The sequence below is a fragment of the Pseudomonas sp. R9.37 genome, assembly GCF_963878885.1.
Classification (GTDB): domain Bacteria; phylum Pseudomonadota; class Gammaproteobacteria; order Pseudomonadales; family Pseudomonadaceae; genus Aquipseudomonas.
In genome coordinates this window covers 181,521-205,807 of record NZ_CAWNZA010000047.1, presented here as the reverse complement: position 1 = coordinate 205,807, position 24,287 = coordinate 181,521, and the positions used below count along the sequence as shown (strand labels likewise).

The window sequence follows — 24,287 nt, the reverse complement described above, 5'->3', positions numbered from 1 at the left end:
AGATCCCACATCCCTGTGGGTCGGAGCAGAAGTGAACTTCCGCTCGAATTCTTTACATTTTTGGCATGCCGCCGCCGGGCAACATACCGCCCATGCCGCGCATCATCTTGGCCATTCCGCCTTTTGCGGAGAACTTCTTCATCATCTTCTGCATCTGCTTGTGCTGCTTGATCAAGCGACCGATGTCCTGCACCTGGGTGCCGGAGCCCATGGCGATCCGACGCTTGCGCGAACCGCTGATCAGCTCAGGGTCGCGGCGCTCGGCCGGGGTCATGGAGTTGATGATGGCTTCCATCTGCTTGAACTGCTTCTCTGCCGCGCCCTGGGCATTGCCCATTTGCGCCAGGTTCACACCGCCGATGTTCGGCAGTTTGTCCATCAGGCCGCCGAGGCCGCCCATGTTCTTCATTTGTTGCAGCTGGTCACGGAAGTCTTCGAGGTCGAAGCCCTTGCCCTTCTTCAGCTTCTTGGCCAGCTTATCGGCCTTGTCCTTGTCGAGCGTGGCTTCGGCCTGCTCGATCAGGCTGAGCACGTCGCCCATGCCGAGGATACGCGAAGCGATACGCTCAGGGTGGAACGGCTCGAGCGCGTCGCTCTTCTCGCCCATACCGATGAACTTGATCGGCTTGCCGGTGATTGCACGTACCGACAGCGCAGCACCGCCACGGGCATCACCGTCGACCTTGGTCAGGATCACGCCGGTCAACGGCAGCGCATCACCAAAGGCCTTGGCGGTGTTGGCCGCATCCTGGCCGGTCATGGCGTCGACCACGAACAGCGTCTCGACCGGATTGATCGCGGCATGCAGCGCCTTGATCTCGCCCATCATCTCTTCATCGATGTGCAGGCGACCGGCGGTATCGACGATGACCACGTCGATGAATTTGAGCTTGGCTTCTTTAATAGCCGCGTTGGCAATGTCGACCGGCTTCTGGCTCAGGTCGGACGGGAAGAAGGTCACGCCCACTTCGCCTGCGAGCATTTCCAGCTGCTTGATGGCCGCCGGACGGTACACGTCGGCCGACACCACCATTACCGACTTCTTCTTGCGCTCTTTAAGGAAGCGCGCCAGCTTGCCGGCGGTGGTGGTCTTACCAGCACCTTGCAGACCGGCCATCAGCACGACGGCCGGTGGCACGGCGCTGAGGTTCAAGTCTTCGTTGGCCGCGCCCATCAGGCTTTCGAGTTCGGCCTGCACGATCTTCACAAAGGCCTGGCCCGGGGTCAGGCTGCGGGACACTTCGGTGCCGACCGCGCGCTCCTTGACCGAGTTGACGAAGTCCTTCACCACCGGCAAGGCCACGTCGGCTTCCAGCAACGCCATGCGTACTTCACGCAGGGTGTCTTTAATATTGTCCTCGGTCAGCTTGGCCTTGCCGGTTACGTGGCGCAGCGTCTGCGAGAGACGGTCAGTCAAGTTTTCAAACATGCGCGATCCTTTCAGGCCCTATTCATCGAAATGCTTTGTAGACCGAGGTAATGGCGGCCCAGGCTGTGGTAAATCGCTGTTAAAAACAGCGCTCGGCGAGCCTGCGGCGTGGGCAGGTCGCGGATTATAGCGAAGACTGCGCCTGTGCACACCCGCTGTCTGGCCCAGGAGTCTTTCGTGCAGCGTTGGTGTGTGCCAAACTCAGCGCCTTTCGGGCTTGTCTATCAGGATTTATGGTCCCCTTGTCACCCAGTTTGCTACCCAGCCTCGCCGCCGCCATTTTGTACGCCGCTGCGACTCTCTATCAGGGCACTCGTCTGGCCCAAGGCACAAAAGCGGATAAACGTCTGCTGGTAGGCCTGGGCGTCGTCGCCCTGCTCGCCCACGCCGCGAGCCTGTTCACTCACTTGATGACGCCGGTCGGCCTGGGCCTGGACTTTTTCAGTGCCGCCAGTCTGATCGCCGCTGCCGTCATCGCCCTGACGCTGCTGGCCTGTTACCGCATCCCTGTGGAAAACCTGCTGGTGCTGCTATTCCCGCTGGGAATGCTGACGGTGCTGCTGGCGCAATTCACCCCGACCGGCACCGTGCAAGTGATCGACGAGGAGCCGGGCATTCTCGCCCACATCCTGCTGTCGATCCTGGCTTACGGCATGTTCACGATTGCGGTGTTCCAGGCGTTGCTCCTGCTGCTGCAGGACCACCAGCTTAAAAACAAGCACCCGTCCGGGCTGATCAAGAACTTCCCGCCGCTGCAGACCATGGAAAGCCTGCTGTTCGGCTTCCTGTGGGCCGGCTGGACGCTGTTGTCGCTGTCGCTGATTTCCGGCTGGCTGTTCGTCGAAAACCTGTTCGCCCAACACCTGGTGCACAAAACCCTGCTGGCGTGCCTGGCCTGGGTGGTGTTCAGCGTGCTGCTGTGGGGGCGTAACCGCCTCGGCTGGCGTGGGCACAAGGCGATCCGCTGGACCCTGGCCGGTTTCTGCCTGCTGATGCTGGCCTATTTCGGCAGCAAGCTGGTTCGCGAATACATCCTGCATATCTGACGGGCAGCGATCATGGACAACTTGCCCCTTGGGCCGATGCTCGCGGTAATCGCCTTGCTGGTGTTATGGGCGGCGCTGTTTACCGCCATCGAAGCCGCACAACAACACGTGCTGGCGCTGCGCCCCGGTACACGCCAGGGTGACAAGGCTGCCGCCCGCCTGAATTTCCCGCGTAACAGCCTGATTCTGTGCAACAGCCTGTGTCGTGCGGCCGTGGTGATTCTCTGCACGCTTCTGGCAATCTACGCCTGGGCGCAGAACGGCCCGTGGCTCGGCTGGCTGATCTCTTGCGCGATCCTGCTGGTGCTCGCCGACTACCTGCCGCGCGCCCTGGCGGTTCGCCACCCGCAAGCCGTACTGGGCTTTGGCAATACGCTGCTGGGTGTGCCGCTGAAAATCCTCTACCCCCTGGCCTGGCTGCTCAATGGCATCAGCCTGTTATTGCTGCGCCCGTTCGCTCGCAAATCCGGCGTGGTGAAAAAGAGCGACGAACCATTGCCCGATCACGACGATGAACCCGAGCCCGAGGCCGACGACAATCGTACGCCCGGCATGCCCGGCATTCACGCGTTGGACAACATCACGGTCAACGACATCCTGGTGCCGCGCAGCGAAGTGGACGGTATCAACCTGGATGACTCGATCGAGGAAATCATCGAGCAACTGCGCACCTCGCAGCGCACCCGTTTGCCGGTGTTCCACAGTGACATCAACCAGGTCGAAGCGGTGCTCAATACCCGGCAGATCCAACACCTGCTGCCCGACGCCAGCCTGACCAAAGAAGCCTTGCTCGCCGCCTGCCACGAGCCCTATTTCGTCCCCGAAAGCACGCCCCTGCAACTGCAACTGTTGAACTTCCACAAGCAGCAGCGGCGCCTCGGCATGGTGGTGGACGAATACGGCGAAGTGCTGGGCATCGTCACCCTGGAAGATATCCTCGAAGAAATCGTCGGCGAATTCGAAAGTGATCAGGCAACGGACAACCCGCATATCGAAGCGCAGCCCGATGGCCGCTACATCATCGACGGCGCCGCTTCGATCCGCGAGCTGAATAAAAGCCTGGGCTGGCACCTGCCCAGCGACGGCCCCAAGACCCTAAACGGCCTTGTGACCGAAGCGCTGGAGACCATTCCGGATTGCGCGGTGTGCCTGAAGATCGGCCGCTATCGCCTGGAAATCCTCGAGACCGAGGACAACCGCGTCAGCAAGGTACTGATCTGGCACACCAGCCGCGTGCCTGTCGCCGCCTAGCTTTTCGGCACTGCGCACCCCAATGTGGGAGCGGGCTTGCTCGCGAAAGCGGTGGATCAGTCAGCCCATCTTTAACTGACCCACCGCTTTCGCGAGCAAGCCCGCTCCCACAGTTGATTTGCAGCGTTTGATAGATCGTGACTGAGCCTCTTGTTGGATCCGCAAACCCCTTCCTATAATCGGTGCGGCTTACCAGAGCCCCGCCCGACCGCGTGCTACCCGCACTCAGCGCGTCCAGGCACTGCGTTACCGTGTCTGACCGGTGTTTGCTCCCATCCCGAGCCGCCCCGCTTACACCCCTGATCCATGGGTGTTTGACCAATAATAATCCGCGTCCAAACGCGCAATGACCGTCAGGGATACCTCAATGAGCACCACCTATAACGAGGCTGCAACCGCCGCCCCGCTCAACTCGACCGCACGGGTCGCCACCGCGAGCATCGTCGGCACCGCCATCGAGTTCTACGATTTCTACATCTACGCCACGGCCGCTGCGCTGGTGATCGGCCCGGTGTTCTTCCCACAGACCTCCGGCACCGCGCAGATGCTGGCGTCGTTCCTGACCTTTGGCATCGCCTTCATCGCTCGCCCGCTGGGTTCGGCGCTGTTCGGCCACTTCGGTGACCGTATCGGGCGCAAATCAACCTTAGTCGCCTCGTTGCTGCTGATGGGCGTGTGCACCACGCTGATCGGTTTGCTGCCGGGTTACGACAGCATTGGCGCGTGGGCCCCGATCCTGTTGTGTGTGCTGCGTTTCGGCCAGGGCCTGGGGCTTGGCGGCGAATGGGGCGGCGCAGCATTGCTGGCCACCGAGAACGCCCCCAAGGGCAAGCGCGCCTGGTTTGGCATGTTCCCGCAATTGGGCCCTTCGATTGGCTTTCTGGCGGCCAACGGTTTGTTCCTGATCCTGGCCATGAGCCTGAACGACGAGCAGTTCCGCAGTTGGGGCTGGCGCATCCCGTTCATTCTCAGCGCAGCGCTGGTGATGGTTGGCCTGTATGCACGCCTCAAACTGCATGAAACCCCGGTGTTCGCCAACGCCGTCGCCAAAGAAGCGCCGGTGAAAGTGCCGTTGGTGGAGTTGTTCAGCCAGCATTGGCTGCCGGTCCTGCTGGGCGCGGCATCGATGGTGGTGTGCTATGCGTTGTTCTACATCACCACCGCGTTCTCGCTGAGTTACGGCGTTTCAACACTGGGCTACAGCCGCGAGACGTTCCTGGGCCTGCTGTGCTTTGCGGTGTTGTTCATGGGCCTGGCTACGCCGCTGGCGGCCTTGGCCAGCGACCGTTACGGGCGCAAGCCGGTGCTGATCGTCGGCGCCATTCTTGCGATTCTGTCGGGTTTCACCATGGAGCCGCTGCTCACACACGGCTCGACTTGGGCCGTCGCTCTGTTCCTGGCACTGGAATTGTTTCTGATGGGCGTGACCTTCGCCCCAATGGGCGCGATGCTGCCGGAACTGTTCCCGACCCGCGTGCGTTACACCGGCGCGTCGGCGGCGTATAACCTGGGCGGGATTGTCGGGGCGTCGGCCGCACCATTTTTCGCGACCAAGCTGGTGGCGATGGGCGGGCTGAGTTATGTCGGCGGGTATGTGTCAGCGGCGGCGTTGCTCAGCTTGATTGCTGTGCTGTGCCTGAAAGAGACGCGGGATAATGATTTGAACAAGGTCGTCTGATAGACCGCTTTCGCGAGCAAGCCCGCTCCCACATTTGAAGGCATTCACAATTCAAAATATGTGAACCCAATCAAATGTGGGCGCTGGCTTGCCTGCGATGGGCGCGACGCGGTTTTACAGCTCTACTACAACAGCCTTCGAAGCACGAGTCGCCTTGGCCCGCGCCGCCTCAATCGACTCATCCCGCGCCAACGCCACACCCATCCGGCGCTGACCATTGACTTCTGGCTTGCCAAACAGACGCAACGCCGTGTCCGGCTCGCTCAAGGCCGCGCCGAGGTTGGCGAACGCGGTCTGGGTCGACTGCCCTTCCACCAGAATCACCGCCGAGGCCGAAGGCCCGAACTGGCGGATCAACGGAATCGGCAGGCCCAGGATCGCGCGCGCGTGCAGCGCGAACTGCGACAGGTCCTGAGAAATCAAGGTCACCAAGCCGGTGTCATGCGGGCGCGGCGACACTTCGCTGAACCACACTTGATCGCCCTTGATGAACAATTCCACGCCAAACAGACCACGGCCACCCAGCGCCTCGGTCACGGCTTTGGCGACGCGCTCGGATTCTGCCAGGGCAATCGGGCTCATCGCTTGCGGCTGCCAGGATTCCTGGTAGTCGCCTTTCTCCTGACGGTGGCCGACCGGCGCGCAGAAGGTGGTGCCGCCAATGTGGCGCACAGTCAGCAGGGTGATTTCGTAATCGAAGTCGATAAAGCCTTCGATGATCACGCGGCCTTTACCGGCACGCCCGCCTTCCTGAGCGTAATCCCAGGCTTTGCGCACGTCATCGGCGCTGCGCAGCAGGCTCTGGCCCTTGCCCGAAGAACTCATCACCGGCTTGACCACACACGGGAAGCCCAGGTCCTGGACGGCCTTGCTGTAGTCCTCGAACGTGTCGGCAAAGTGGTACGGCGACGTCGGCAGGTCCAGCTCTTCGGCGGCCAGGCGACGGATGCCTTCGCGGTTCATGGTCAGCGAGGTGGCACGCGCGGTCGGAATCACGGTGAAGCCTTCGGCTTCAAGCTCTACCAGCGTGGCGGTGGCGATGGCTTCGATTTCCGGCACGATAAAGTGCGGCTTCTCGGCTTCGATCACGGCACGCAGGGCGGCGCCGTCGAGCATGTTGATCACGTGGCTACGGTGCGCAACCTGCATGGCAGGCGCGTTGGCGTAACGATCCACGGCAATCACTTCAACGCCCAGGCGTTGCAGTTCGATTACCACTTCCTTGCCCAGCTCACCGCAGCCACACAGCAAAACGCGGGTCGCGGTTGGCGACAATGGAGTTCCGATTCGGGTCATCTCAGGTCCTCAGGGGAGCGGATCATGGGGAGAAAGGCCGGCATTTTACATGAACTGCAAGAATTGGCCTCAGTTGGCGACGGCGCGTTTGCGCAGGCGCCAGGCCATGATCAGCCACACCACCGTGACCCCGGCGAATTTCGACACCAACGCCGTGCCCGCCACCGCTGGCGTCAGCGCGCCGATCAGGCCGAAGAAGATAAAGGTATCGAGGGGAATACTCAGCGCCGAACTTATCCACAGGCGATCGTGCAGTGGACGCTTGGTGATGCTGAACACCAGCCAGTCAATGCATTCGGACACCGCAAATGCCGTGGCGCTGGCCAGGGCGATGGACGGGTCGGAAGTGATATACGACAGCACCAGCGCCGCCAGCATGGCGAGTATCGCGCCATGGCCGAAGCGGGTTTGCACCATGTCACGCAGGATAAACACCAGGCCACCCCAGGCGGACCAGATGACGTCCAGGTGCGGAGCGGTGGAAAAGGCGAAGTTGATCAGCACGACGCTGCTGATGTAGGCGATCAGGAAGAGCATGGAGAGGGACATGTGGGTAATGCCGCACAGGGTACACAATTACAGGGATGTCGTCTGGCAGGGCCTCATCGCAGGCAAGCCAGCTCCCACATTTTTGAAAGTATTCACATAGTAATTGTGGGAGCTGGCTTGCCTGCGATAGCGATGGCTCAGGCGCCGGATTTCCCCGGCATCATCCACACCAACCCACTCGCCTTCGCCCGCTCGTGGCACAACCCCAACACCACCCGGCGTTCGGCATTGTCCATGCGGCTCCAGCGCGTAATCTCATCCACGTTGCGCTGGCAGCCTGTGCAAATATCATCGTCATCCAGCGCGCAAATGCTCACGCAGGGTGAGGCAACAGGGCGTTCAATCGGGCTCATTCTTCCTGCTCAACCAAGTCCCGCGCATAGCGCTGCGCGTTATGCACATAGTGCGCGGCGCTGGCTTCGAGCATGCGCTTCTGCGCTTCTGTCAACTCGCGCACCACTTTGCCCGGCGAGCCCATTACCAGCGAGCCATCGGGAATTTCCTTGCCTTCGCCGATCAGCGAATTGGCGCCAATGATGCAGTGCTTGCCGATTTTGGCGCCGTTGAGGATCACCGCGTTGATGCCAATCAGGCTGTAATCGCCGACGGTGCAGCCATGCAGCATGGCGTTATGGCCGATGGTCACGCCGGTGCCCAGGGTCAGCGGGTAGCCCATGTCGGTGTGCATCACGCTGCCGTCCTGCACGTTGCTGTTCTTGCCGATCAGGATCAGTTCGTTGTCGCCACGCAACACCGCGTTGAACCACACATTGGCGCCCTCCTCCAGCTTGACCTTGCCGACCAGCGTGGCATTGGGCGCCACCCAGCTTTGCGGATGAGTCTCGACGCGGGCGTCGCCCAGGCGGTATTTCATGGTGTGTCCTCACGGCGGTGCCATTCAAGCGATGGCTCAGGTATTGATGAAACTCTTGGGTGGCTGGTGCAGGCTGATCTGCGCGTCGTCATAGAGCAGGTTGATCAGCTCGACAATCATGATTGCCGTCAGCCCCCAGATTTTGTATTCGCCAAACCGATAGCTGGGCACATACCAACTGCGGCCCTGGTAATCGATACGGTGGGTATGTTCGCGCGGGTCCTGGCGGAAGAACTCCAGAGGCACGCTGAATACGGCGGCGATCTCGGCATCATTGGCCAGGTATTCAACGTAATCGGGGATAACCCCGACATACGGCGTTACGCGGATACCGTGCAGGGAAATCAGTGGGCTCAACGGGCCGATGACTTCCACCAGGCCGGGCGGCAGGCCGATTTCTTCTTCGGCTTCGCGCAGCGCGGTAAAGATCAGGTCCGGGTCTTCGGGGTCACGCCGCCCGCCCGGAAACGCCACTTCGCCGCCGTGGGTCGACAGGCCGCTGGCGCGCAGGGTCAGGATCAGCTCAGGTTCGTCACTGCGGGTAATCGGCACCAACACGGCAGCCTCGGGGAAACGCCCGTCAGTTTCCAGTGTGTGAGGGGTGTGATTGCTTACCCGGCGAAGTAGCTCGTCCAGCATGAGTCATCTCGGTCTGTTGGCTACCTTGCATCATGCACCAAAGCGGGCGGGTGCCCAACCCCAAAACCCGGCACATGTCGCGAAACGACAACTTGCAGGGCCCTGCCCGCCAAGCCAAGATAGGCCCACTCTCCAGGAACCCCAGCATGAACTTCTGCAGCCAGTGCGGTAAACCGGTTACCCAGCGCATTCCCGAAGGCGACACACGCCTGCGCTATGTGTGTGATCACTGCTCGACCATTCACTACCAGAACCCCAATATCGTCGCCGGCACCGTGCCAGTGTGGGGCGATCAAGTGCTGCTGTGCCGCCGCGCCATCGAGCCGCGCCTGGGTTACTGGACCTTGCCCGCAGGCTTTATGGAAAACGGCGAGACCGTGGAACAGGCCGCCATGCGCGAAACCCTGGAAGAAGCCTGCGCCCGCGTGCGCAACATGAGCATCTACACCCTGATCGACGTGCCGCACATCAGCCAGGTGCATATTTTCTATCGCGCCGAACTGGTCGACCTGGACTTTGCCGCAGGCCCCGAAAGCCTTGAGGTGAAACTGTTCGATGAAGCCGATATCCCTTGGTCAGAGCTGGCTTTCCGCACGGTCGGGCGTACCTTAGAATGCTTCTTCGCTGACCGCCGGCAACAACGGTTCCCGGTACGCAGCGAGTCGGTGCCGCCGATGACGCGGCCGGCCAAATAACACCTTCAGGCAGCACCGTCTAACAAGGGAAACCGTTTCAATGCGTTGGTTGCTCGCTTTCATCTGCCTGTCGTTCGCTACCCTGTCCTCGGCCTCCACGGTGGAAATCCTCGGCGGCAAGCCTGTCGAGAAAATCCTGGTGCTCAAGTCCGCGCACCAGTTGCAACTGATCAACGACGGCAAACCACTCAAAACCTACCGTATCTCGCTGGGCAAAAACCCCAAGGGCACCAAGCAGTTCGAGGGTGACCGCCGCACGCCGGAAGGTTTTTACTGGATCGACTGGCGCAAGACCAGCGACCGCTACAACCTGGCCCTGCACATCTCCTACCCGAACATCAGCGACTCTGCCCGCGCGCGCCGCGAAGGCGTGAGACCGGGCAGCATGATCATGATCCACGGCACGCCCGACACCGAAGAATACCCGGAGCAATGGTTCCACACCCTCGACTGGACCGATGGCTGTATCGGCATGCGCAATGTCGACATGCGCGAAGTCTGGAACCTGGTCAAAGACGGCACCATGATCGAGATTCGGCCGTAATTTCGTACCGTTCGTAAAATAATCTGAAAATAATTCCTGCCCCTGGCAGCGCCTGCCGGTGAATACCAGTTCACCGCGCCGGGCTGCACAGTTCTGCGCGCGATAAAGACCTCTCTAATACCACTTGATACCACGCACCCTTAAAGCGCCCTGAAACCGGGTTCTGCACCGTTTTGACTGCATTGACATGGTATTTAAGTGGTATTAATTTCCGGCCATTACCGGGCGACAACACTCCAATAACCGCATCGGAAACTTCACAGATGAATCCCATCCAGACGCTGCGCCCCGACGAGAAACAATCCACGCCGCTGTACCTGCAACTGGCCCGTAACCTTGAAGCGGCGATCCATGCCGGCCAGTGGAAATCCGAGCAGGCCTTGCCGTCGGAACGCGCCCTCAGCGAGCAACTGAGCATCTCGCGGGTGACCGCGCGCAAGGCCTTGGAAGTGTTGTTTGCCCAAGGCCTGATCCGTCGCAGCCAGGGCTCCGGCACCTTTATCACGCCGCGTCTGGAACAACCGCTGTCACGCCTGTCGGGCTTCAGCGAAATGCTGCGCCTGAAAGGTTTTGTACCCACTTCGCAGTGGCTGGAACGCGACATCACCCCGCCGACCCACGAAGAACTGATCCGCCTGGGCCTGTCGCCGACCGACAAAGTCGCGCGCCTCAAACGCCTGCGTAAGGCCGACGACACGGTGATGGCAATTGAAATGACCGCCATGCCCGCCTCGGTGCTGCCGCATCCGCAGGCCATCGGCAATTCGCTGTACGAGTACCTGGAAAGCATCGGCAAGCCCATCGTGCGCGCCTTGCAGCATATCCAGGCGATCAACGCCTCGGATGAGTTCGCCAAGCTGGTGGGCATTGCCCCCGGCACCGCCATGCTGCTGATGACGCGGGTCGGCTACACCGCCGACAACACGCCGATTGAAATCACCGACACCTACTGCCGCAACGACTACTACGACTTCGTCGCAGAGCTGCGCCGCCATGACTATTCCGCTGAACTGCGCATTTAGAGAACTGCCCATGTCCGAAGACAACATCCTCACGCCCAGCGGCTGGATTCGCGGCCGCCTGGTGCACGAACACGGCAAAGTGGTCGCCGTCCAAGGCACCCCGTGCGACCCGGCTGACAACGACCTGCCCTACTTGCTGCCGGGTTTCATCGACCTGCATGTGCACGGCGGTGGCGGCAAAGACATCATGGAAGGCGCAGACGCCTTCGCGACCATCACCCGCACCCACGTGCGTTTTGGCACGACGTCGCTGCTGGCCACCACCATGACGGCGCCGGTGAACGAGATCTCCCGCGTGCTCGGCGAGCTTGGCAGCTTCTGCGAGCAGCGCCCGACCGGCAGCGCCCGCGTACTCGGGGTGCACCTGGAAGGCCCCTATATCAATCCGGGCAAACTCGGCGCGCAACCCAACTTCGCCCACACCGCGCTGATGGCCGAAGTGGAAGCCTACCTGCGCCTGGCGCCGATCAGGGTGATCACCATCGCCCCGGAAATCGCCGGGCATGACGGCCTGATCCGCGCCCTCAGCCAACGCGGCGTGCGCATGCAGATCGGCCACACATTGGGCAGTTATGAAGAAGGCGTCGCCGCCCTCGCCGCCGGCGCTACCAGCTTCACGCATTTGTACAACGCCATGAGCCCGCTGCACCACCGCGAGCCGGGCATCGTCGGCGCCGCCCTGGCCCACGCCAAGTACGCCGAGTTGATCCCCGACCTGCTGCACGTACACCCCGGCGCCATGCGCGTGGCCCTGCGCTCGATCCCGTGCCTGTACTGCGTCACCGATTCCACCGCCGCCGCCGGCATGCCCGACGGCGAATACAAGCTGGGCAGCCACACCGTGACCAAATGCCTGGGCGGCGTGCGCCTGGCCGACGGCACCCTGGCCGGCAGCACGCTGACCATGGACCAGGCGCTGCGCAACCTGGTGAAAATCGGCCTGCCCATCAGCGAAGCCTCACAACGCCTGTCGCAATTTCCTGCGGATTACCTGGGCCTGGAAGAACGCGGCCGCCTGCAACCCGGCAGCTTCGCCGACTGCGTACGCCTGGACCGCTCCCTGCACCTCACCGACGTAATGGTCGAAGGAGAAACCATTGACTTCAAAAATGCTTGAAGAGGCCCTGGCCTCCTGTGATGCCGTGGCCGCGCAACTGCAACGCCTGGACCCGCTGCTGGAGGAAATCGCCGGTCGCCTGCGCCGCCAGCCGCCGCAAGTGGCGATGACCATTGCCCGTGGCAGCTCGGACCACGCCGCGAGCTACTTCGCCTACCTGGCCATGCAGCATGTGGGCATTCCGGTGGCGTCGCTGCCGATGTCAGTGGTGACCCTGTTGCAGGCGCCATTGAAAGTCAGCGGTCAGGTGGCATTCGGTTTCTCGCAGTCGGGGCAAAGCCCGGACCTGGTCAACAGCCTGCGCCTGCTGCGCAAACGCGGTGCCCTGAGCATTTCGCTGGTCAACGCTGAAGAATCGCCACTGGAAGCCGCCTGCGAATTCCACCTGCCGCTGTGCGCCGGGCCGGAACACAGCGTGGCCGCGACCAAAAGCTTCATCGCCACCCTCAGCGCCAGCGCACAGTTGATTGGCCACTGGAACCAGGAAGCCGCCTTGCTGCAAGCCTGCCGCGCGCTGCCCGATGAACTGCGTGCAGCGGCCAAACAGGATTGGAGCAGCGCCATCGAGGCCCTGCGTGGCTGCCAGCAATTGATGGTGATCGGCCGTGGCGCCGGTTTTGCCATCGCCCAGGAAGCCGCGCTCAAGCTCAAGGAAACCTCGGCGATCCAGGCCGAAGCCTTCAGCAGCGCCGAAGTCCGCCACGGGCCGATGGCCTTGATCGACGAAAACTACCCACTGCTGGTATTCGCCCCACGTGGCGCCGAGCAAGCCGGGCTGCTGAGCCTGGCCGCCGACATGCGTCAGCGCGGCGCGCGCGTGCTGCTGGCTGCGCCAGACGATATCGCCGAGCGCGACCTGACCCTGAGCCGCGCCGAACACCCAAGCCTGGACCCGATCCTGGCGATTCAAAGCTTCTACGTAATGGCCGCCGGCCTGGCGCAAGCCCGGGGCATGGACCCCGACCAGCCGCGTCACCTGAGCAAAGTTACCCGCACTCACTGAGTCGATTGTCGTGTTTTCCTGATGAGTACCGTGCCCATGTCCAACAACAATAATGAATTGACCCTCAGCGCCCCACTCAGTGGCCCGGTGCTCGCCCTGGGCGAGGTGCCCGACGAAGTGTTCGCCAGTGGTGCCATGGGTGACGGTATCGCCATCGACCCGCTGAACGATTGCCTGCACGCACCCTGTGACGGGGTGATCATCCATGTCGCGCGCACCGGGCATGCCCTGACGATTCGTGCCGAAAACGGCGCCGAGGTGCTGATGCACGTGGGCATCGACACGGTGGAACTCAATGGCGAAGGGTTTGCGCTGCTGGTCAAGGAAGGCGCACGGGTGAACAAGGGCCAGGCGCTGGTGCAGTTTGATCTGGACCGCATTGCGCGCCAGTGCAAAAGCCTGGTCAGCCTGATTATCCTGACCAATGGCGAGCGTTTTGAGCTGCGGCCGGTGGCAGGAAAAATCACCCAGGTCGGTGAGCCGTTGCTACACATCGTCACGCGCTCAGCGACCACCCAGCAGGCGGTTGTGGATAACTCGGTCACCGAAGTCCGCGCCTGCGTGCGCATTACACACCGGGGCGGTTTGCATGCGCGCCCTGCCGCATTGATCCGCAAAACCGCACAGGGTTTCAGCAGCCACGCGCACTTGCACTTCGCGGGCAAGTCAGCGCCGTGCGACAGCCTGATTGGCTTGATGGGGCTGGGGATCGGTGAAGGCGACGAAGTGCGCGTCACTTGCCGCGGCAAGGATTGCGAGGCGGCGTTGCAGGCGTTGGTGGCGGCGCTGTCGGTGGCGGTCAGCGAAGAACACCACGCGCCCGTGGCGGTCGCCCCACGCAAGGCGAACACCGAAGCCGGTGTGCTGCAAGGCGTGTGCGCGGCACCCGGCCTGGTCTGCGGGCCGCTGTTGCGTCTCACCGGTATAGAACTGCCGGCCGACACCGGCAATCACTCGGCCGATGAACAACTGCAACGTTTGGACACGGCCCTTGAGCAAGTGCGTGGCGAGATCCGCACGACCCTGGACCACGCCCGCCAACGCAAAAACGTCGAAGAAGAAGAGATCTTCGCCGCCCACCTCGCCCTGCTGGAAGACCCGGCCCTGCTGGACGCGGCCACCGCGGCCATCGAACAGGGCAGCGCCGCCACCCACGCCTGGCGCGATGCAATCCAGGCGCAATGCGCGGTGTTGCTGGCGTTGGGCAAACCGCTGTTCGCCGAGCGCGCCAACGACCTGCGCGACTTGCAGCAACGCGTGCTGCGTTCACTACTGGGCGAAACCTGGCATTTCGAATTGCCTGCCGGGGCGATTGTCAGCGCCCACGAGCTGACGCCGTCCGACCTGCTGCAACTGAGTGCGCAACACGCGGCCGGCATCTGCATGGCCGAAGGCGGTGCTACGTCCCACGTGGCCATTTTGGCTCGCGGCAAAGGCTTGCCCTGCGTGGTGGCGCTGGGCGCAGCAGTGCTTGATGTGCCCCAAGGCCAACGCGTGGTACTCGACGCGGTCAATGGGCGCCTGGAACTGACGCCCAGCGAGGCGCGTCACGCTGAAGTGCACCAGATTCGCGACGCGCAAAAACTGCGCCGCCAGCAGCAACAGACACAAGCACAAGAACCGGCGCACACCCGCGATGGCGTGTGTATTGAAGTGGCCGCCAACGTCGCCTCCAGCGCCGAGGCCCAAGTGGCGTTTGAAAACGGCGCCGATGGCGTCGGCCTGCTGCGCACCGAATTCCTCTTCGTCGATCGCCGCACCGCGCCGGATGAACAAGAGCAGCGCCAAGCCTACCAAGCCGTGCTGGATGCCATGGGCGACAAGTCGGTGATCATCCGCACCATCGACGTGGGCGGCGACAAGCAGCTCGACTACCTGCCGCTGCCCGTGGAGGCCAACCCGGTGTTGGGCCTGCGCGGTATCCGCATGGCCCAGGTGCGGCCCGAACTGCTCGACCAGCAACTGCGCGCGCTGCTGCAAGTCAGCCCCTTGGCACGGTGCCGCATTCTGCTGCCGATGGTCAGCGAAGTGGATGAACTGCTGCAGATCCGCCAGCGCCTGGACGAGTTGTGTGCCGAGTTGGGGCTGACTCAGCGCCCGGAGCTGGGCGTGATGATCGAAGTACCCGCCGCCGCGTTGATGGCCGAGCAGTTGGCCCAGCACGCCGACTTCCTCTCCATCGGCACCAATGACCTGTCCCAGTACACCCTGGCCATGGACCGCGACCACGCCGGCCTTGCCGCGCGGGTCGATGCCTTGCACCCGGCGCTGCTGCGCCTGATCGCGCAAACCTGCGCGGGCGCCGCCAAGCATGGGCGTTGGGTCGGCGTTTGCGGTGCCCTCGCGTCCGATCCGCTGGCCACGCCAGTGCTGGTCGGCCTGGGCGTCAGCGAGCTGTCGGTGAGCCCGCCACAGATCGGAGAAATCAAGGACCGCGTCCGTCACCTGGACGCGGCTCACTGCCGGCAACTGAGCCTTGGCCTGCTCGACCTGAGCAGCGCCAAGGCGGTTCGCCAAGCCTGCCAACACCACTGGCCGCTGAGCTGACAACAACAAGAAAAAGGGAGACACGCCATGTACCAACATTTTATCGAAGGCTTACAACGCCTGGGCCGCGCGCTGATGCTGCCGATCGCGATCCTGCCGATCGCCGGCCTCTTGCTGCGCCTGGGCGACACCGACCTGCTCAACATCGCCGTGATGCACGACGCCGGGCAGGCGATCTTCGCCAACCTCGCACTGATCTTCGCCATCGGAATCGCTGTGGGGTTTGCCCGCGACAATAACGGCACGGCGGGCCTGGCCGGTGCGATTGGTTACCTGGTGATGGTTTCCACGCTCAAGGTGATGGACACCACCATCAACATGGGCATGCTCGCCGGTATCGCCAGCGGCTTGATGGCGGGCGGGCTGTACAACCGCTTCAAGGACATCAAGTTGCCCGAATACCTGGCCTTCTTTGGCGGGCGACGTTTTGTGCCGATTGTCACCGGCTTTTCGGCAGTGGCCCTGGGCGTGATCTTTGGCCTGATCTGGCCACCGATCCAGCACGGCATCAACAGTTTCGGCGTACTCCTGATGGAAAGCGGCAGCTTTGGCGCCTTCGTGTTCGGCGTGTTCAACCGCCTGCTGATCGTCACCGGCCTGCACCATATCCTCAACAACATGGCGTGGTTCGTGTTCGGCACCTTTACCGACCCGACCACCGGCGCCGTCGTCACGGGCGACCTGACCCGCTACTTTGCCGGCGACCCCAAAGGTGGCCAGTTCATGACCGGCATGTTCCCGGTGATGCTGTTCGGCCTGCCCGCCGCGTGCCTGGCGATGTACCGCAACGCCCTGCCGGAACGCCGCAAGGTGATGGGCGGGATTTTCCTGTCGATGGCGCTGACCTCGTTCTTGACCGGCGTGACGGAGCCGATTGAGTTCGCGTTCATGTTCCTCGCGCCGTTTTTGTACCTGATTCACGCGGTACTCACCGGCCTGTCGATGGCCGTGACCAACATGCTGAATATCCACCTCGGCTTTACCTTCTCCGGTGGGTTTATCGACATGGTGCTGGGCTGGGGCAAGTCCACCAACGGCTGGCTGGTGTTCCCGGTCGGCCTGGCGTACGCGGTGATCTACTACAGCGTGTTCAACTACTGCATTCGCCGCTTCAACCTGAAGACGCCGGGACGTGAAGATATCCAGGTGGTGCAGGCCGAAGCGATGAGTGATAACCAACGGGCCGGCGCCTACATCCGTGCGCTGGGCGGTGCAGCGAATTTGCTGAGTGTCGGCGCCTGCACCACCCGCCTGCGGTTGGACATGGTGGATCGCAACAAAGCAGTGGACGCCGATTTGAAAGCACTTGGCGCCATGGCCGTGGTTCGCCCAGGCAATGGCGGGAGCTTGCAGGTGGTGGTCGGGCCGATGGCCGACAGCATCGCTGACGAGATTCGCTTGGCCATGCCATCGTTTGTTGCCAATGCGCCCGTGGCGGCTGCACCTGTGGATAAGCCGGTTGCGGTGAATGTGCAGGAGGCCGAGAAATGGCTGAAGGCCTTGGGTGGCCGCGAAAATGTACGCCAGCTGGACGCCGTGGCGATGACCCGGTTGCGGGTGGAATTGGGGGATGATTCGGTGTTGTCCGAGACTGATCTGACGGCGCTCGGTTGCCAGGGCGTGAGCCAGTTGGATAGCGGTGTTTGGCACTTGTTGATTGGTGACAAGGCCTCAGGGTTGAGTGAGGCGCTGGAGCGGTTGGTCAGTGGCCGTGAGGTCGGCGCCAGGGTTTAGCGCTGTAGCAGCTGTTCTGGCCTCATCGCGGGCAAGCCCGGCTCCCACATTTGACTGTATTCACAGCTCAAAATGTGGGAGCGGGCTTGCCCGCGATTGAGCCCGACAAGCGCCCGATTACTTCGGTTCAGGCACCTCAGCTAAATCCAACACCCGATCCACCATCAACTGGATACCCTCCAGCATCCGATGAATTCCCAGCACCGCATCACGCTGCGGGCCGTCGATGTCAAACGCCAGATTGCCCGCCAGTGCTTGCACGGATGCCAGGTCTTGGGAGGCATTGGCCAGGAGGGTTTCGCTGTTCAGGTTGGGGAGTACGGTGAAGATTTGATCGGTGGGCTGAGAATCAGATGGAGGATTTGGACTGTCTTTGATCATGGTGTATTTCCTAGTGAGAGTTTAGGAACTACCAACATCACTTGCAGTTGATGGGTGGCAGCTGTGCGCGGGCCTGCAAGACCGAGTCCCACCAGCACCTCGGTAGACCCGAAGGTCTCCCGCACACAGCCGCCATAAATGACGACCATGAAAAAACGCCGCAATTATAAAGGCGCTTATGAGTAACTGGTGAGGTTTCGGCGGGCTTGCAGTCCCGGTCGCCACATTGGCAGCGACCCGAGAAGATTAGTGAGGCCAGTTCCGAGGGACAACCTGAAAGGCATGTGGGAAAGGTCTGAGGTGCCTGTCCCGACGCCTTCGCGAGCAAGCCCGCTCCCACAGTTTGATCGGTGCCCGACGTGGCAATGCGGTCAAATGTGGGAGCGGGCTTGCTCGCGAAGAGGCCATCACAGCCAACAAAAAACCCGCTGACCAAACTGGCCCAGCGGGTTTCTTGTTTTCACAGCCAGCGCATCAAAAATCCGCCAACTGCCACACCTCATACGCCGGTGTCTCATACGGGTGACTCAGTTTGAGCGCAGCCACTACAGCCACAATCAATTCATCCGCCACCACCAGCTCAACCTTCCATTCTTCAACCACTTCAACCTGGCCCACTTGCCCGATAAACGGCTGACTGCCGTCCAATGCGCGGAATTGGCCCTGGCCCAGCACTTGCCAGGCGCAGCTGTCGTAGTTGCCGATGCGCCCGCCGCCAGCAGCGAAGACGGCGGTTTTCACCGTTTCCACATGGCTTGCGGGCACAAAGAAAGCGAGCTTGTACACCGCCTTAGTTCACCCACACGCGGGCGTTGCGGAACATGCGCATCCAGGCGCCGTCCTCGTTCCACTCTTCCGGGCGCCACGAGTTCTGCACGGCGCGGAATACACGCTCCGGGTGCGGCATCATGATGGTCACGCGACCGTCGCGGCTGGTCAGGCCGGTGATCCCGCGCGGCGAGCCGTTCGGGTTGGCCGGGTAGCTTTCGGTGACCTTGCCGTGGTTGTCGACAAACCGCATCGCCACGCAGCCGGACAGGTCGGCTTCGAGCAACGCTTCTTCGCTTTCGAACTCGGCATGGCCTTCGCCGTGGGCGATGGCGATTGGCATGCGCGAACCGGCCATGCCTTGCAGGAAGATCGAGTTGGATTCCTGCACCTGCACCATGGCCACACGGGCTTCGAACTGCTCGGAACGGTTACGCACAAAGTGCGGCCAGAACTCGCTGCCCGGGATCAGTTCGCTGAGGTTGGACATCATCTGGCAACCGTTGCACACACCCAGGGTGAAGCTGTCGTTACGCTCGAAGAAGCCTTGGAACGCATCACGCGCACGGCTGTTGAACAGGGCCGACTTGGCCCAGCCTTCACCGGCACCCAGCACGTCGCCGTAGGAGAAACCGCCACAGGCGACGAGGCCTTTGAACGCGTTGAGGTCAACGCGACCGGCGAGGATGTCGCTCATGTGCACGTCGATCGCATTGAAGCCGGCGCGGTCGAACGCAGCCGCCATTTCCACCTGGCCGTTGACGCCCTGCTCACGCAGTACCGCAACTTGTGGGCGAATGCCTTTTTTGATGTAAGGCGCGGCGATGTCCTGGTTGACGTCGAAGCTGAGCTTGGTGCTCAGGCCCGGGTTGTCTTCTTCCAGGATCACGTCGAATTCCTGCTCGGCGCAGTCGGCGTTGTCACGCAGGCGTTGGATCTGGTAGCTGGTCTCGGCCCACTGGCGTTGCAGCAGACGGCGCTGGCCGGCAAACACAGTGTCGCCATTGAAGGAGATGTTGACCTCACCGTTGTTGATCGGCTGACCGATCACTGCCACGCAGTCGTCCAGGCCGGCGGCGCTGAATTGTGCAAGCACGTCTGGCGTGGCGTCCTGGCGAACCTGGATCACGGCGCCCAACTCTTCGTTGAACAGGATGCCGTTGATTTCGGACGCATCCTCGGCAACGCTGTCGAGCACGATGTTCAGGCCGCAGTGACCGGCAAACGCCATTTCTACAACGCTGGTCAGCAAGCCGCCGTCGGAACGGTCGTGGTAAGCCAGCAGGTGGCCGTCGGCGTTCAAGCCCTGGATCACGGCGAAGAAGGCTTTCAGGTCTTCGGCGTCATCCACGTCCGGCGCGTGCTTGCCGAGCTTGCCGTGGGTTTGCGCGAGGATCGAGGCGCCCATGCGGTTCTGGCCACGGCCCAGGTCGATCAGGATCAGATCGGTGGTGCCCTTGTCCATGCGCAGTTGCGGGGTCAGGGTCTGGCGGATGTCGGTCACCGGTGCAAAACCGGTAACGATCAACGACAGCGGCGAGGTCACGCTCTTGTCGGTGCCGTCTTCGTTCCAACGGGTGGCCATGGACATCGAGTCCTTGCCCACCGGAATGGTGATGCCCAGCTCAGGGCACAGCTCCATGCCGACAGCCTTGACGGTGTCGTACAGGCGCGCGTCTTCACCTGGGTGACCGGCAGCGGACATCCAGTTGGCCGACAGTTTGATGTCGGACAGCTTGCCGATGCGGGAGGCGGCGATGTTGGTGAGGGTTTCACCAATGGCCATGCGGCCCGACGCCGGGCCGTCCAGCAGGGCCAACGGCGTGCGCTCGCCCATGGCCATGGCTTCACCGGTGTAGACGTCGAAGCTGGTGGCGGTGACGGCAACGTCGGCCACCGGCACTTGCCATGGGCCAACCATTTGGTCACGGGCCACGAGGCCGGTGATGGTGCGGTCGCCGATGGTGATCAGGAAGCTTTTGCTCGCCACGGCCGGGTGGTGCAGCACGCGTTCGATGCTGTCGGCCAGTTCGAGAGTGCTTGGGTCGAAGTCGTCGCCCAGCTCGGCTTCACGCACCGCCGAACGGTGCATGCGCGGGGCTTTGCCCAGCAGCACTTCCAGCGGCATGTCGACCGGGCTGTTGCCGAAGTGGCTGTCGGTGACCGTCAGTTGCGGCTCGGCAGTGGCTTCGCCGACCACGGCAAACGGGCAACGCTCACGTTCGCAGATGGCCTGGAAGCGCGCGAAGTCTTCAGGGCCGACGGCCAGTACGTAGCGTTCCTGGGATTCGTTACTCCAGATTTCGTGCGGGGCCATGCCCGGCTCGTCGTTTGGAATGTTGCGCAGTTCGAACCGACCGCCACGCTCGCCATCGTTGACCAGTTCCGGGAAGGCGTTGGACAAACCGCCGGCGCCGACGTCGTGGATGAAGCTGATCGGGTTCTTGTCACCCAGCTGCCAGCAACGGTCGATGACTTCCTGGCAGCGGCGTTCCATCTCTGGGTTTTCGCGCTGTACGGAAGCAAAATCCAGGTCGGCCGAGCTGGTGCCGGTGGCCATGGAGGAAGCAGCGCCGCCGCCCAGGCCGATCAACATGGCCGGGCCGCCGAGTACGATCAGCTTGGAGCCGACCAGAATCTCGCCTTTCTTGACGTGTTCTTCACGGATGTTGCCCATGCCGCCGGCCAACATGATTGGCTTGTGGTAGCCGCGCACTTCATCGCCACGCGGGGTGGTGATGGACTGTTCAAAGGTACGGAAGTAACCGGTCAGGGCCGGACGCCCGAATTCGTTGTTGAACGCGGCGCCGCCCAGCGGGCCTTCGATCATGATGTCCAGCGCGGTCACGATGCGCTCAGGCTTGCCGTACGGCACTTCCCACGGCTGTTCGAAACCTGGGATCTGCAGGTTGGACACGGTGAAACCGGTCAGGCCCGCCTTTGGCTTGGCGCCACGGCCGGTGGCGCCTTCGTCGCGGATTTCGCCGCCCGAACCCGTAGCTGCGCCCGGGAACGGGGCAATTGCGGTCGGGTGGTTGTGGGTCTCAACCTTCATCAGGATGTGCACCGGCTCCTGCACCGCGCCGTACTGGCGGGTCTCAGGGTCCGGGAAGAAACGGCCGGCCACCGAGCCGACGATCACCGAGGCGTTGTCCTTATAAGCCGACAGAACGCCTTCGCTGTGCATCACGTAGGTGTTCTTGATCATGCCGAACAGGCTTTTTTCCTGGCTTTGGCCGTCGATGTCCCAACTGGCGTTGAAGATCTTGTGACGGCAATGCTCGGAGTTGGCCTGCGCAAACATCATCAGCTCGATGTCGTGCGGGTTGCGCTTCAAGCCGTTGAAGGCGTTGACCAGGTAGTCGATCTCGTCTTCGGCCAGGGCCAGGCCCAGTTCGGTGTTGGCCTTCTCGAGGGCGGCGCGGCCACCGCCGAGCACGTCAATCGCAGTCAGCGGCTTGGGTTCGGCGTGGCTGAACAGGCCGGCAGCCTGTTCCAGCTGGCTGACGATGATCTGGGTCATGCGGTCGTGCAGGCTGCTGGCGATCAGCTCGGCTTCGGCATCGCTGAACTGGCCGGCAACATAGAAAGCGATACCGCGCTCCAGACGCTGGATTTTTTCCAGGCCACAGTTGCGGGCGATATCACTGGCCTTGCTCGACCAGGGCGAGATGGTGCCGAACCGCGGCAGAACCAGGAACAAGCGGCCGTCAGGCTCTTGAACGGGAACGCTTGGGCCGTACTTCAGAAGGCGCGCCAGCACTTGCTGTTCGTCGGCGGTCAACACGCCGGTGACGTCGGCGAAGTGAGCAAATTCAGCATACAAGCCTGTAACCGCTGGAACCTTCTGGCTCAGTTGCTCAAGGAGTTTGCTGTGGCGAAAGGCAGAAAGGGCAGGAGCGCCGCGCAGGATCAACATCTTCGGGACAGCCTCGGGAAGGGGGTGTGCTTTGAGGCCGTGCATTCTAGCGTAAACCATCGCCAACGGCACCCGAAACGGCACGGCTGGCCGCTGCCGAACGTCAGTTGGCACGGTTTGCACAGTATCGGGGCATTTTCCGGGGCTGGGCGCGCAGTTATTTTAACCGTCACAAACCCTCGCCAACCCGCGTTTCTGCGGGCTGCAGCCTGGTTCTGCGGGCGCTAGCAGACAAGTCCGCTGCTGTCGAGATATGGCGCTGAGGGTCGTTTGCGTATACTGCGCAGATGTTCTCCCCTACTGCTTTGCGCCCGCGATGCGCCAAATGGCTGATCGCAACCGGACTCTTCCTGATGCTCAGCGCCTGTGTTGATAAACCCAGCACGCTCGAGCGAATCAAGGAGGATGGCGTATTGCGGGTGATCACCCGAAACAGCCCGGCCACGTATTTCCAGGACCGCAACGGTGAAACCGGTTTCGAATACGAACTGGTCAAGCGGTTTGCCGACGACCTGGGCGTGAAGCTGGAAATCGAGACCGCCGACAACCTCGATGACCTGTTCGGCCAGTTGGGCAAACCCAACGGCCCGGTTCTGGCCGCCGCCGGTCTGGTCAGCAGCGAACAGCGCGAGCAACAGGTGCGCTTCTCGCACCCTTACCTGGAAGTGACGCCGCAGATCATCTACCGCAACGGCCAGTCGCGCCCCACCACCGCAGCCGACCTGGTGGGCAAGAAGATCATGGTGCTCAAGGGCAGCACCCACGCCGAGCAATTGGCCGAGCTGAAAAAGCAAAATCCCGCGATTGAATACGAAGAGTCCGACGCCGTTGAAGTCGTCGACCTGCTGCGCATGGTCGACGAGGGGCAAATCGACCTGACCCTGGTCGACTCCAACGAAGTCGCGATGAACCAGGTGTACTTCCCCAACGTGCGCGTGGCCTTCGACCTCGGCAATGCCAGCCACCAAAGCTGGGCCGTGGCGGCAGGCGATGACAACAGCCTGCTCAACGAGATCAACAGCTACCTGGACAAGGTGGAAAAGAACGGCACCCTGCAGCGTCTTAAAGACCGCTATTACGGGCACGTCGATGTTCTCGGTTACGTCGGCGCCTACACCTTTGCCCAGCACTTGCAGCAACGCCTGCCCAAATACGAGAAGCACTTTCGAACTTACGCCAAGGAAGAGAAAGTCGACTGGCGCCTATTGGCGGCCATCGGCTATCAGGAATCACTGTGGCAACCGGCCGTCACCTCCAAGACCGGCGTGCGCGGCCTGATGATGCTGACCCAGAACACCGCCCAGGCCATGGGCGTGTCCAACCGCCTGGATGCCAAGCAAAGCATCATGGGCGGCGCCAAATACCTGGCGAAAATCAAGGATGAGCTGGACGACAGCATCGCCGAGCCGGATCGCACCTGGTTCGCCCTCGCCGCCTACAACGTCGGCACCGGCCATCTCGAAGACGCGCGCACATTGGCGAAGAAGGACGGCCTGAACCCCAACAAGTGGCTGGACGTGAAGAAGATGCTGCCGCGCCTGGCGCAGAAGCAGTGGTACAGCAAAACCCGCTATGGCTATGCGCGCGGCGGTGAGCCGGTGCATTTTGTGGCGAACATCCGGCGTTACTACGACATCCTCACCTGGGTGACCCAGCCGCAGCTGGAAGGCAACCAGGTGGTCGACGGCAATTTGCATGTGCCGGGCGTGGACAAGACCAAGCCGCCGGAAGATAACCCGCAGCTGTAAGCCACTCGCCCAAACACCCCAAAACCCGTGGGGGAGCGGGCTTGCTC

20 protein-coding genes are annotated in these 24,287 nt (G+C 62.2%); 11 read left to right on the top strand and 9 right to left on the bottom strand.

The window, feature by feature from the left end; all coding sequences use genetic code 11:
* Positions 1-52: 52 nt before the first annotated feature.
* The gene (gene ffh / locus AACU78_RS24865) at positions 53-1,429 is read right to left on the bottom strand and encodes a signal recognition particle protein (RefSeq protein WP_010207982.1); all 1,377 of its coding nucleotides are present in this window, start codon (positions 1,427-1,429) and stop codon (positions 53-55) included.
* 233 nt (positions 1,430-1,662) lie between these two features.
* On the opposite strand from ffh, the gene AACU78_RS24860 reads away from it, so the two are divergent.
* The 3 genes from AACU78_RS24860 (at position 1,663) to AACU78_RS24850 (ending at position 5,404) form a co-directional block, all read left to right on the top strand.
* Positions 1,663-2,475 carry a cytochrome C assembly family protein gene (locus tag AACU78_RS24860; RefSeq protein ID WP_106578310.1) on the top strand — a complete coding sequence of 271 codons (813 nt, stop codon included), beginning with the start codon at positions 1,663-1,665 and terminating at the stop codon, positions 2,473-2,475.
* 12 nt (positions 2,476-2,487) lie between these two features.
* The gene (locus tag AACU78_RS24855; protein WP_106578309.1) at positions 2,488-3,726 is read left to right on the top strand and encodes a transporter associated domain-containing protein; all 1,239 of its coding nucleotides are present in this window, start codon (positions 2,488-2,490) and stop codon (positions 3,724-3,726) included.
* A gap of 367 nt (positions 3,727-4,093) precedes the next feature.
* Entirely contained in the window at positions 4,094-5,404 is a 1,311-nt protein-coding gene (locus AACU78_RS24850) for an MFS transporter (RefSeq protein ID WP_106578307.1), read from the top strand.
* 114 nt (positions 5,405-5,518) lie between these two features.
* Here AACU78_RS24850 and purT read toward each other — a convergent pair whose 3' ends face one another.
* From purT to AACU78_RS24825, 5 genes are all read right to left on the bottom strand, one after another.
* Positions 5,519-6,700, bottom strand: coding sequence for a formate-dependent phosphoribosylglycinamide formyltransferase (purT, locus tag AACU78_RS24845; protein ID WP_094951941.1), 1,182 nt, complete (start codon positions 6,698-6,700; stop codon positions 5,519-5,521).
* 69 nt (positions 6,701-6,769) lie between these two features.
* Positions 6,770-7,237 carry a VUT family protein gene (locus tag AACU78_RS24840; RefSeq protein ID WP_106578306.1) on the bottom strand — a complete coding sequence of 156 codons (468 nt, stop codon included), beginning with the start codon at positions 7,235-7,237 and terminating at the stop codon, positions 6,770-6,772.
* 149 nt (positions 7,238-7,386) lie between these two features.
* Positions 7,387-7,602: a DUF1289 domain-containing protein gene (locus tag AACU78_RS24835; RefSeq protein WP_106578305.1), complete on the bottom strand. Its 216-nt coding sequence runs from the start codon at positions 7,600-7,602 to the stop codon at positions 7,387-7,389.
* Positions 7,599-8,123: a gamma carbonic anhydrase family protein gene (locus tag AACU78_RS24830; RefSeq protein ID WP_106578304.1), complete on the bottom strand. Its 525-nt coding sequence runs from the start codon at positions 8,121-8,123 to the stop codon at positions 7,599-7,601. The genes AACU78_RS24835 and AACU78_RS24830 overlap by 4 nt, the downstream gene beginning before the upstream one ends.
* Positions 8,124-8,159: 36 nt before the next feature.
* On the bottom strand, positions 8,160-8,762 hold the full coding sequence (locus AACU78_RS24825) for a CoA pyrophosphatase (RefSeq protein WP_060754282.1): 603 nt from the start codon (positions 8,760-8,762) through the stop codon (positions 8,160-8,162).
* A 146-nt stretch (positions 8,763-8,908) separates the two neighbouring features.
* Here AACU78_RS24825 and AACU78_RS24820 point away from each other — a divergent pair, with 146 nt between their 5' ends.
* The 7 genes from AACU78_RS24820 to nagE all read left to right on the top strand — a co-directional run bounded on the left by AACU78_RS24820 (position 8,909) and on the right by nagE (position 17,424).
* Positions 8,909-9,457 carry an NUDIX hydrolase gene (locus AACU78_RS24820; protein ID WP_106578303.1) on the top strand — a complete coding sequence of 183 codons (549 nt, stop codon included), beginning with the start codon at positions 8,909-8,911 and terminating at the stop codon, positions 9,455-9,457.
* 40 nt (positions 9,458-9,497) lie between these two features.
* Positions 9,498-10,001, top strand: a complete 504-nt coding sequence (locus AACU78_RS24815) for a L,D-transpeptidase family protein (RefSeq protein WP_106578302.1) — start codon at positions 9,498-9,500, stop codon at positions 9,999-10,001.
* Between the two features lie 263 nt (positions 10,002-10,264).
* On the top strand, positions 10,265-11,023 hold the full coding sequence (locus AACU78_RS24810) for a GntR family transcriptional regulator (protein ID WP_106578301.1): 759 nt from the start codon (positions 10,265-10,267) through the stop codon (positions 11,021-11,023).
* Between the two features lie 10 nt (positions 11,024-11,033).
* A complete protein-coding gene (gene nagA / locus AACU78_RS24805; protein ID WP_106578300.1) occupies positions 11,034-12,140 on the top strand; it encodes an N-acetylglucosamine-6-phosphate deacetylase in 1,107 nt (368 codons plus the stop codon).
* Positions 12,121-13,143, top strand: coding sequence for an SIS domain-containing protein (locus AACU78_RS24800; RefSeq protein WP_106578299.1), 1,023 nt, complete (start codon positions 12,121-12,123; stop codon positions 13,141-13,143). Before nagA ends, AACU78_RS24800 begins: the two co-directional genes overlap by 20 nt.
* A 36-nt stretch (positions 13,144-13,179) precedes the next feature.
* A complete protein-coding gene (ptsP, locus tag AACU78_RS24795) occupies positions 13,180-15,690 on the top strand; it encodes a phosphoenolpyruvate--protein phosphotransferase (RefSeq protein WP_106578298.1) in 2,511 nt (836 codons plus the stop codon).
* A 27-nt stretch (positions 15,691-15,717) separates the two neighbouring features.
* The gene (nagE, locus tag AACU78_RS24790; RefSeq protein WP_106578297.1) at positions 15,718-17,424 is read left to right on the top strand and encodes an N-acetylglucosamine-specific PTS transporter subunit IIBC; all 1,707 of its coding nucleotides are present in this window, start codon (positions 15,718-15,720) and stop codon (positions 17,422-17,424) included.
* Between the two features lie 117 nt (positions 17,425-17,541).
* On the opposite strand, the gene AACU78_RS24785 is transcribed toward nagE, so the two are convergent.
* The 3 genes from AACU78_RS24785 to purL form a co-directional block, all read right to left on the bottom strand.
* Positions 17,542-17,805, bottom strand: a complete 264-nt coding sequence (locus tag AACU78_RS24785) for a DUF6124 family protein (protein ID WP_106578296.1) — start codon at positions 17,803-17,805, stop codon at positions 17,542-17,544.
* Positions 17,806-18,279: 474 nt separating this feature from the next.
* Entirely contained in the window at positions 18,280-18,591 is a 312-nt protein-coding gene (locus AACU78_RS24780; RefSeq protein ID WP_106578295.1) for an NGG1p interacting factor NIF3, read from the bottom strand.
* 4 nt (positions 18,592-18,595) lie between these two features.
* Positions 18,596-22,492, bottom strand: coding sequence for a phosphoribosylformylglycinamidine synthase (purL, locus tag AACU78_RS24775; protein ID WP_106578294.1), 3,897 nt, complete (start codon positions 22,490-22,492; stop codon positions 18,596-18,598).
* A gap of 287 nt (positions 22,493-22,779) precedes the next feature.
* Between purL and mltF the strand changes: the two genes are divergently transcribed.
* On the top strand, positions 22,780-24,240 hold the full coding sequence (gene mltF, locus AACU78_RS24770; protein WP_106578293.1) for a membrane-bound lytic murein transglycosylase MltF: 1,461 nt from the start codon (positions 22,780-22,782) through the stop codon (positions 24,238-24,240).
* Positions 24,241-24,287: the final 47 nt, after the last annotated feature.

Bases quoted from the DNA above. Each gene is read 5' to 3' on its own strand.
- AACU78_RS24835 (WP_106578305.1), bottom strand. From the start codon at position 7,602: ATGAGCCCGATTGAACGCCCTGTTGCCTCACCCTGCGTGAGCATTTGC.
- AACU78_RS24785 (WP_106578296.1), bottom strand. From the start codon at position 17,805: ATGATCAAAGACAGTCCAAATCCTCCATCTGATTCTCAGCCCACCGAT.
- AACU78_RS24810 (WP_106578301.1), top strand. From the start codon at position 10,265: ATGAATCCCATCCAGACGCTGCGCCCCGACGAGAAACAATCCACGCCG.
- mltF (WP_106578293.1), top strand. From the start codon at position 22,780: ATGTTCTCCCCTACTGCTTTGCGCCCGCGATGCGCCAAATGGCTGATC.
- purT (WP_094951941.1), bottom strand. From the start codon at position 6,700: ATGACCCGAATCGGAACTCCATTGTCGCCAACCGCGACCCGCGTTTTG.
- AACU78_RS24825 (WP_060754282.1), bottom strand. From the start codon at position 8,762: ATGCTGGACGAGCTACTTCGCCGGGTAAGCAATCACACCCCTCACACA.
- nagA (WP_106578300.1), top strand. From the start codon at position 11,034: ATGTCCGAAGACAACATCCTCACGCCCAGCGGCTGGATTCGCGGCCGC.
- AACU78_RS24850 (WP_106578307.1), top strand. From the start codon at position 4,094: ATGAGCACCACCTATAACGAGGCTGCAACCGCCGCCCCGCTCAACTCG.
- ptsP (WP_106578298.1), top strand. From the start codon at position 13,180: ATGTCCAACAACAATAATGAATTGACCCTCAGCGCCCCACTCAGTGGC.
- ffh (WP_010207982.1), bottom strand. From the start codon at position 1,429: ATGTTTGAAAACTTGACTGACCGTCTCTCGCAGACGCTGCGCCACGTA.
- AACU78_RS24840 (WP_106578306.1), bottom strand. From the start codon at position 7,237: ATGCTCTTCCTGATCGCCTACATCAGCAGCGTCGTGCTGATCAACTTC.
- AACU78_RS24830 (WP_106578304.1), bottom strand. From the start codon at position 8,123: ATGAAATACCGCCTGGGCGACGCCCGCGTCGAGACTCATCCGCAAAGC.
- purL (WP_106578294.1), bottom strand. From the start codon at position 22,492: ATGTTGATCCTGCGCGGCGCTCCTGCCCTTTCTGCCTTTCGCCACAGC.
- AACU78_RS24855 (WP_106578309.1), top strand. From the start codon at position 2,488: ATGGACAACTTGCCCCTTGGGCCGATGCTCGCGGTAATCGCCTTGCTG.
- AACU78_RS24815 (WP_106578302.1), top strand. From the start codon at position 9,498: ATGCGTTGGTTGCTCGCTTTCATCTGCCTGTCGTTCGCTACCCTGTCC.
- AACU78_RS24820 (WP_106578303.1), top strand. From the start codon at position 8,909: ATGAACTTCTGCAGCCAGTGCGGTAAACCGGTTACCCAGCGCATTCCC.
- nagE (WP_106578297.1), top strand. From the start codon at position 15,718: ATGTACCAACATTTTATCGAAGGCTTACAACGCCTGGGCCGCGCGCTG.
- AACU78_RS24860 (WP_106578310.1), top strand. From the start codon at position 1,663: ATGGTCCCCTTGTCACCCAGTTTGCTACCCAGCCTCGCCGCCGCCATT.